Origin of the sequence: Pseudomonas sp. JUb42 (assembly GCF_024807945.1) — a bacterium.
GTDB lineage: Bacteria > Pseudomonadota > Gammaproteobacteria > Pseudomonadales > Pseudomonadaceae > Aquipseudomonas.
The window spans coordinates 196,571-203,647 of sequence record NZ_JANUFD010000018.1; the positions used below are offsets into that span (position 1 = coordinate 196,571).

A 7,077-nucleotide genomic window follows, 5' to 3' on the forward strand; every position below is an offset into this window, starting at 1 on the left:
GAGAGTTATCCACAGAGATACTCAAGGTTTTCGTGGACAACTCTGGTGACGAAGCAGCGGCGAAAAAATCATAACCGCTTACCAAAATGGCAAGGCCGACATTAACAAGCGGCGTGCGGCATCAGGCGGATATCGATACGACGGTTGGCAGCTCGCCCTGCTTCAGTTTCATTACTGGCGACAGGCTGGCTATCGGCAACCCCTTGGACGGCAAAACAGCGCTCCTCAATTTCACCCATGCGTTGCATCCAGTCCCGTACCACCATCGCCCGGGCTTGTGACAGATGCAGATTCTGTGCGGTATCTCCCGTGGTGTCGCTATGCCCGGTGATGACAATCAGGTTGTTCGGCCGGGCCTTGATTTCGGCCAGGGTATTGATCAGCAACCGGGTCGAATCGGGCTTGATCTCGGCGCTGCCGGGGGTGAACAGGTGCAGGCTGCCCAGTTGCACAGGCTCAGCAGACAGATGCTGGCGCTGGAGCAGGCCCGTCTGACGAGATATTTCGTGGCCGTCGCTATCCGCCAGCCATCCCCACCAGGCAACCCCGCCTGCCAGCAATATTGTGGCTACCGTTGCGCCAAGCCATACAGCGATTTTCCGTTTTCTTGGCCGGAACGCTTCGGGCGGCGGCGCAGCAGGCAGGATGATAATGGGGGCAACAAGGGCAGGTTCAGGGCCTCGCAATATGGGCCGCGCACTCTGTATCAGGCCCAAGGGTTGCTCTTGGCGCTGAATCAGACTGGCCAGTTGCTGACGCACAACCTCAAGCATCAGCAACGGTTCCTGGATCTGGCGCGCCAACTGCCCGCTCAATCGCTCAAGCCCGGTACTCAGATGAGCAAGCACTGACAGATTCCAGGCGTGGACCTCCAGGCCTCGCAGCAGAGGCTGTAGTTGCGCAAATAACCAGGCCAGACAATCCAGGCGCTCCGACGCTGCTGCGGGCCACAGGCTCGACCATTCGCCAACCAACGCTTCGATCATCATGACGCTTTGCGTCATGCCTTCCAGGCCATGAAGATGACTGCGAGCCAATGTGTAGGCAGCCACGCTCTGCAACTCCGCGCCATTCTTGCTGAACAGCGCCAGGCAGAGCTGCTCCACCTTGACCCAGTCGATATCCGGACAAGCCGGATGATTCAACTTTGCCAACTCCTCGCTCAGCGTCTTGAACTCACTGAAACCGCGCGGATCGCCACCTACGCGCACACGCATCTCGAACAACCTCGCGACATCGGTCATCATTGGTTTCCTGGCTTGGGCAGGTAGTTTTGCTGTTTCAGGTGACGGACCAATACTTTGCCCTCGGGGCTCAGGCTGGTACCGAACATCACCTTCTGACCACTCTTGAGTTGTACGTCGACGGCGTACTCCAGATGCCCCGGCATCACCTGCGGCAACAAGTCGATATCCAGCGCCGCCAGGCGTGGCTCGTATTTGAGCAGGGTCTGGCGCATGGTTGTCATCAGCGCATGGGCGCTTGCGGGCAGGCCCTGCAGGATGCCGCTCATGGCTGGCAGACCGTAATCGGGCAGATGAGTGAGCGTACCTTCGCGGCTATTGAGGATGCGTTGCATATTGTCCAGCACCGATAAGGTGTACTGGTCCTGCTCATCAATCTGATGCAACTCCAGTTCGCCATTGAAGTTCTGCAACAGGGTTTCGTAGAGCGATGGGTTGAGATCGGGCATGCACTACTCCTTGACCAGCGGGCGCAGGGTCAAGCGGTTATCGCCCAGTTCGATCACGCGGGCGCGATCCGGGTCGAGGTCATCGCGAGTCAAGGTCAGGCGCCAGGTGTTGGACTGGATATCCGGCTCGCGCAGCAAGGCCACGACCACAATGAACTGCGCGTCCTTGTCCATAGGGACGCTCAGCTGTGCGCCCTCCCCTGGCTTGATCACTGTGGTCCGCATGTCCAGCAGGCTGTCACCGAGCGCATTGCCGTCATCGTTCAGAAGGCTTTCGTAAGTGGCTTTATCCATCAGCTTGCTATTGCGCAGCTGATAGACGCGTACCAGCGTCGGTACCGACAAGGCACGCATGTCGAGCTCATCGGTGTTGGTTGAGGTACGGCCGCTAAGGTCCAGGTGCAAGGTTTTTATCTGTTTGTAGAAAATTGCTTTGGCGGTGGATGCAGTGCCGTCCGTCACCGTCTGGGTCAGCCCACAACCACTGAGCAGCATGCCAAACGCTGCCGCCTTTAATGCTCTGAAAACGATATTTGACATGGTGTATCTTCCGGTCTTGAAAGTTCTTTTTGCAGGCCTTGATAGCGGCCCAGATTGATCGTAATGGTCTCGTTTACCGCGCCTTGACGCGAATCACCCAGCCCGAGCACGGCGGTCATACCAAGCATGACCGGCGCCTGGCCCAGCCTAGGCTCCGGCAGGCTGCTGACAGGCAAAGACAGCTGCAACCTGGCGGTGCAGCGCCAGCCCAGATACACCCGCAACAGCACCAGCAAGTCCAGGTACAACTGGGCACCCGGCAGCCAGTTACTGGCTTCGCCGCGGTCCTGAGTGAATAACGCCAGGTGTAACTGGCTATTGGCGTCGAGCCCTACGCTGCCCAGCGGCGTGCCCCGGGACAAACTCACCGGATGGCTCGCAGACAGGCTGGCAGGGTGCGTCAGGGGAATTTTCAAAGGCCAATGCCCAGTCGCTCGAACTTGAGTATTGGGTGCCAGCAGTTTGACCAAAGCCATGATTCCTTCGGCGTTGCGAGTCGGCAGACGCATCACGCTGAGCAACGCCAGGAAGCGCGACATCGGTGTAGCTATCTTCTCTGCTGTGCCAGGGATTCCGAGGCCTATCAGCCCCAACAGGCATTGCGAGGTCGCGTCCGTGCCGCCAGCGGCGAACGTCGCCGGATAGGAGTACTTGCGCCAGATCCGGTAGAACTGGGTGAATATTCGATGGTTGAAGATATCGAGGAAGGCCTCCAATGCTTCATGCCCTTCCCGGCGCTGAGCAATGTCATCCAGATAGGCTGTCGGCAAGGGTGAGTCGACGCCGTACAAACCGAGCAGCCTGGTACGCACCGTTGCCGGGCGACCTGGTTGATCCTCCGCAATTTCGATCGCCTTCAGTTCGCTGGCCGGAAAGCCCATCCCAGGATCGGGACGAAAACGCACCGGGTCATCCGCCGGATTCAAGGTACTGCCCAATGGCGGATTTTCAGGCATGGCCTGCTCCAGCATCTGGCAGAAGCGAAACAGATTTGTTTGAGCTACCTGCCCCTTAAGTGCTTCCAGCAAGTCATCGACCATCAACCGGGAATTCGCTGGCTGTGATTCTCTTTCCATTGCAGGCGCTTCCCATCTGGTTGCAGGATCAAAGTGAGTTGGTTGAACAGGTGAATGTCGGCGTACAAGGCAAAGAAGCGACTGAGCATTTCGCCGAACAGACAGATATCACCCTCGCCGCAGAAACCATTGCAATCCAGCGTGACCTGGATATCCACGCCCCGCAGCAGGAAGCCTTTCTCGAAACGCTCAAGCAGGAAATGGTTGACCTCGACGATAGCCTCCAGACGACGTCGATTCAGCTCACTGCCCGTCCAGTCATACAGCGCCAGAGTGCCGCGCAGGACCTCGGCGCTGTCGAGCATCGGCAAGAAGTTCGAGCCCAGATGACTGAGTACACGCCAATGAAAGCGATCCTGATTTGGCGGATAGCACGGCAGCGTCGGCGCACACAGATTGCGCACCCGCAAGCTTGTCTGAGTCGATTGCGCTGGCGTATCGAGCAGCGTGCTTTGCAACGCCTTACGCGGCAGTTGGCCGTTGGTGCCCGTCAAGCGCAGCGACAGACTGTTGTTTTCGCCGAGCCTGTCTTTGTCGAAACCCTCTCCACCGAGTATCAGCCAGGTGTCATGCATGCCATTCACACCGCGCTTCATACGGGTGTGAAAATACCGTTCGGGCGCTTCATCACGCAGCATCCCGCCCTTATGGCGGAAGCTGGTAAACGGCACATAATCCTGCCGCCCGGAATCCTTGGACCCCGTAACCTCGTCCACTGAATAAATCTCGGTATGACCGTCCTGCAAGCGCATGGGGCGCAGCAGGTAATCAGTTTGCAATGGGTCCAAGGTCATGGGATCCCCCTCGAAGGGGAACAGGTTGATCACCGGAACGCTATGCAGGCGAATATTTTCGGCGCTCACTGCAAACTCATGGGGCCATGACTCACTCAGCACCACTTCAATTTCGAACCAGGGTATTTCTGACGTGATGCTTAGCTGCTCCAGCCCCCGTAGGGTCACAAACATGAATTTTTCGCGGAAAGTGAAGTACTCCAGAAGCAGTTGATAACCACTGAAGGCGCTGTCGCCCTTGGGCCAGAGCCGGTCTTCGTCGGCAAAGCCCTTCACCGAGAAGCGGCCATCGAGCACATAACGCCCCGTGTCTTCGGGCAAGCGGTAATACATCTTCTGAGCATTGAGGGTCAGGGCACGGTGCAAGGCACTGGCCAACGGGGCATCGGCGTTGAGGTACAGCGGCAGCGCGCTTAAATCAACCCGAGTCCAGTCTGCCAACGCACTGCAGGCAAAACGCAGGCACAGCCGCGATCGTCCGTCCGGCTCGTGGCCCACGTGTAGCGACTCCAGGGCCAGTGGCTGTAGCACCAGGTCCTGAGTAGTGGTGTAGCGGCAACGCGTGCGCTGTTGCCCGATAGGTTGCGACAGGACTTGAAAACCCGTAGGCAGGCGCTCACTCTCCTTCATCTCCTTGAAATCAGGTGTCAGTTCGATGACTGACAGCGATGGAATGGTGCGCAAGTAATGGGGCCATAGCAGGCTGACCAAGCCTTCGGTCAACTCCGGAAGATCGTCGTCGAGCTTCTCCCGCAGCCGTCCCATCAAGAAGGCAAAGCCCTCGAACAATCGCTCGACATAAGGGTCCTGAGCCCCGGTTTTGTCGAGGTTGAGTTGCGCCGCGCGGTCCGGAAATGCTTCAGCGAACTCCTTTCCAGCTTCGCGCAGATAACGCATTTCGGCATCGAAATAACGCAGTGTCAGATTGTCCATACTCATAAAAAACTCCTGATGAAAAATATTCAGCCGCACAGCACTGCGGCACGTACCGGATCAATAGCCACGAGTGCCGCCAGCAGCATCTCCATGCGCTGGCCCAGAACGGTCTTGTCCGTATCGTTACGCTGCGCCTTGAGGCGTAACAGTTTGAGCAGACGAGCCTTGACCTCGAAAATCAGCTCCGGCTCCCAGTCGGCAAGGGCCTGGCGCTGGGCCGTGGCATCCAGCTCGGCCAGCAGGTGCATGGCCAGTTCGCTTTTGCCGAACTGCTCGGCCACCCGTGCCATAAGCAGGCGTAGCAACCAGCGTTGCCGCCCGCTCGGTACATCAGGGCGAGCAGCCAGCCAGGCCAGGGCCGCCTCTACTCCGTCGCTGTCGGCCTGAGCCAGGGCTTCGCTTTCCAGTGAAAGGATCTCGATATCGGTGCTGGACGGGGCTGCAGTTGGCGCAGGCAACCATTGTTGAGGGCGATTGCCGCTGACGTGTTGGGCAATCCATTCACGGGTGGTTTCGTCGGCGAAAGGGCTGCCATCGCTCCAGCGCAAGGTCTCCAGGCTCGGCAGTCGCTCCAGGAACATCCCCAGATCACGCTTGACGATATCGGCCCAGCTGTCTTGAGGGGCCGGCTGTTTGCTCAGTGCCTGATACGCATACCACTGCAAATCCAGCCAGAAATGATTCACACCTTCGGCGTACATGCGTTCAATCTGATCGAGCAGTTCGCTCCAGCTCTGTTGCAGGTACAAGCGCTTGAGCTGTGACCGGCTATCGACGCGCGGAGGCGTCAGGTGCGTATTACCGTTGGTGTCCTGTAACGGTGTCTGGTGTACCGTGTCCCAGCGCAGGCTTTTCAACAAACGATGAGCCGCAAGCCAGCCCTGAGGCTGTTCACGCAAATAAACCGCCAGGGTTCGGCCACTTTCCAGCAAGTCTCGTCCAGATTTAATGGCTGTCAGCGGATCGCTCGCGTCATGACTGACGCTGTGCTGCGGTACAACGGTATCGACACCGCCGCCTCTGGCCAGTCGACTGGATAGCGCGCCATACAATGTGCCCAGTGCCGGGCGCTGCTCCTTGGGCCAGGCTTCAAGCCCCTGCTCCAGCCAGGCCAGCGCTGCCACCGTACGCTCGGCCTCACTCTTGATCACCTGCGGATACAACAACAGAGCGTCCAGCACCTTGCTGCTGGCCAACCACTCCAGAGCTACCCTGCGCGTATTGGGCCGTACTGGCAGCACGTCGGCGGCATAGCGCTCCATGATGGCAGCCAAAAGTCCAAGACCGTCCGCCAACCCCGCCTCACCGTCCTTGTGCAAGCGCGCCCACAGGTAGTAGGTGACTACGCGCAAGTCCTTGCAGCGGTGCTTGAGCAACTTCTCCGATAACCGGATCACCTGATCTGCATCCGCCCCGGACAGCTTGTTGACCTCCTCGCGCAGGTACTGAAAGTCGTCGTCATAGCCAGGGTCCTCACCCACCGGATTATCTGCCTGGATAGGCAACAGCCAAGGCTCCCAGTCCGCTGCCTGGTGCCGCGCCAGGGACAGCGCATCACGCTCACCCAGGCACAGCTCGATCAAACTGCGCAGGCTCATTCGAATCCTCCGTTTTGTGCGTATGACGCCTTATCATCCGCGCCTATAAAAATCTGCCTGGGCAACTTGAAGCCCCTCAGCTTGAGCAACGCCAACGGCCCCGCACCCAGCTCGGTGCGCAGATGCCAAGTCAGGTTGAGGCCGTCGGGGGCGGTGATTTCCACGCGGTAGCGGCTGTCGCCGTCGTCCAAAGTGGTGACCTTGGCTTTTTCCAATAAACGGATCAGGCCCCAGGTACCGGCGAAGTCGCCGTACAGGCGTTCGCTGGCCTTGACGCTGGTCCAGGTCAGCATCACCCCCGGGTGATCGCCGCGACCCGGCCAGTTGAAGCGCTGCCAGAATTCTCGCTGGTTGAAGTAGTGGTGCTTTTCGCCATTGAGCACGAAGGTGGTGTTGACGATGTCCCGCACCGGCTTGCCCTGCAGCTCGAAACTCAGGCC

At 58.8% G+C, this 7,077-nt stretch carries 6 protein-coding genes and 1 pseudogene; all 7 read right to left on the bottom strand.

All coding sequences use genetic code 11. The annotated features are described in order from the left end of the window. Window positions 1-101 precede the first annotated feature (101 nt). Window positions 102-1,244: an OmpA family protein gene (locus tag M2401_RS29600; RefSeq protein ID WP_259109317.1), complete on the bottom strand. Its 1,143-nt coding sequence runs from the start codon at window positions 1,242-1,244 to the stop codon at window positions 102-104. Beyond that, window positions 1,244-1,693: a type VI secretion system baseplate subunit TssE gene (gene tssE / locus M2401_RS29605; protein ID WP_259109319.1), complete on the bottom strand. Its 450-nt coding sequence runs from the start codon at window positions 1,691-1,693 to the stop codon at window positions 1,244-1,246. The genes M2401_RS29600 and tssE overlap by 1 nt, the downstream gene beginning before the upstream one ends. A 3-nt stretch (window positions 1,694-1,696) precedes the next feature. Further along, complete coding sequence (gene tssJ, locus M2401_RS29610; RefSeq protein WP_259109321.1) at window positions 1,697-2,233, bottom strand: type VI secretion system lipoprotein TssJ; 537 nt, start codon at window positions 2,231-2,233, stop codon at window positions 1,697-1,699. Beyond that, a pseudogene (tssG, locus tag M2401_RS29615) lies at window positions 2,217-3,309 on the bottom strand (type VI secretion system baseplate subunit TssG); the annotation flags it as partial. The pseudogene tssG and the gene tssJ, both read right to left, overlap by 17 nt. Next, complete coding sequence (gene tssF / locus M2401_RS29620) at window positions 3,273-5,042, bottom strand: type VI secretion system baseplate subunit TssF (RefSeq protein ID WP_259109323.1); 1,770 nt, start codon at window positions 5,040-5,042, stop codon at window positions 3,273-3,275. The gene tssF and the pseudogene tssG, both read right to left, overlap by 37 nt. Before the next feature lie 23 nt (window positions 5,043-5,065). Further along, entirely contained in the window at window positions 5,066-6,637 is a 1,572-nt protein-coding gene (gene tssA / locus M2401_RS29625; RefSeq protein ID WP_259109325.1) for a type VI secretion system protein TssA, read from the bottom strand. Continuing rightward, on the bottom strand, window positions 6,634-7,077 hold a 444-nt coding region (locus tag M2401_RS29630; RefSeq protein WP_310504162.1), incomplete at its 5' end, for a type VI secretion IcmF C-terminal domain-containing protein. The genes M2401_RS29630 and tssA, both read right to left, overlap by 4 nt.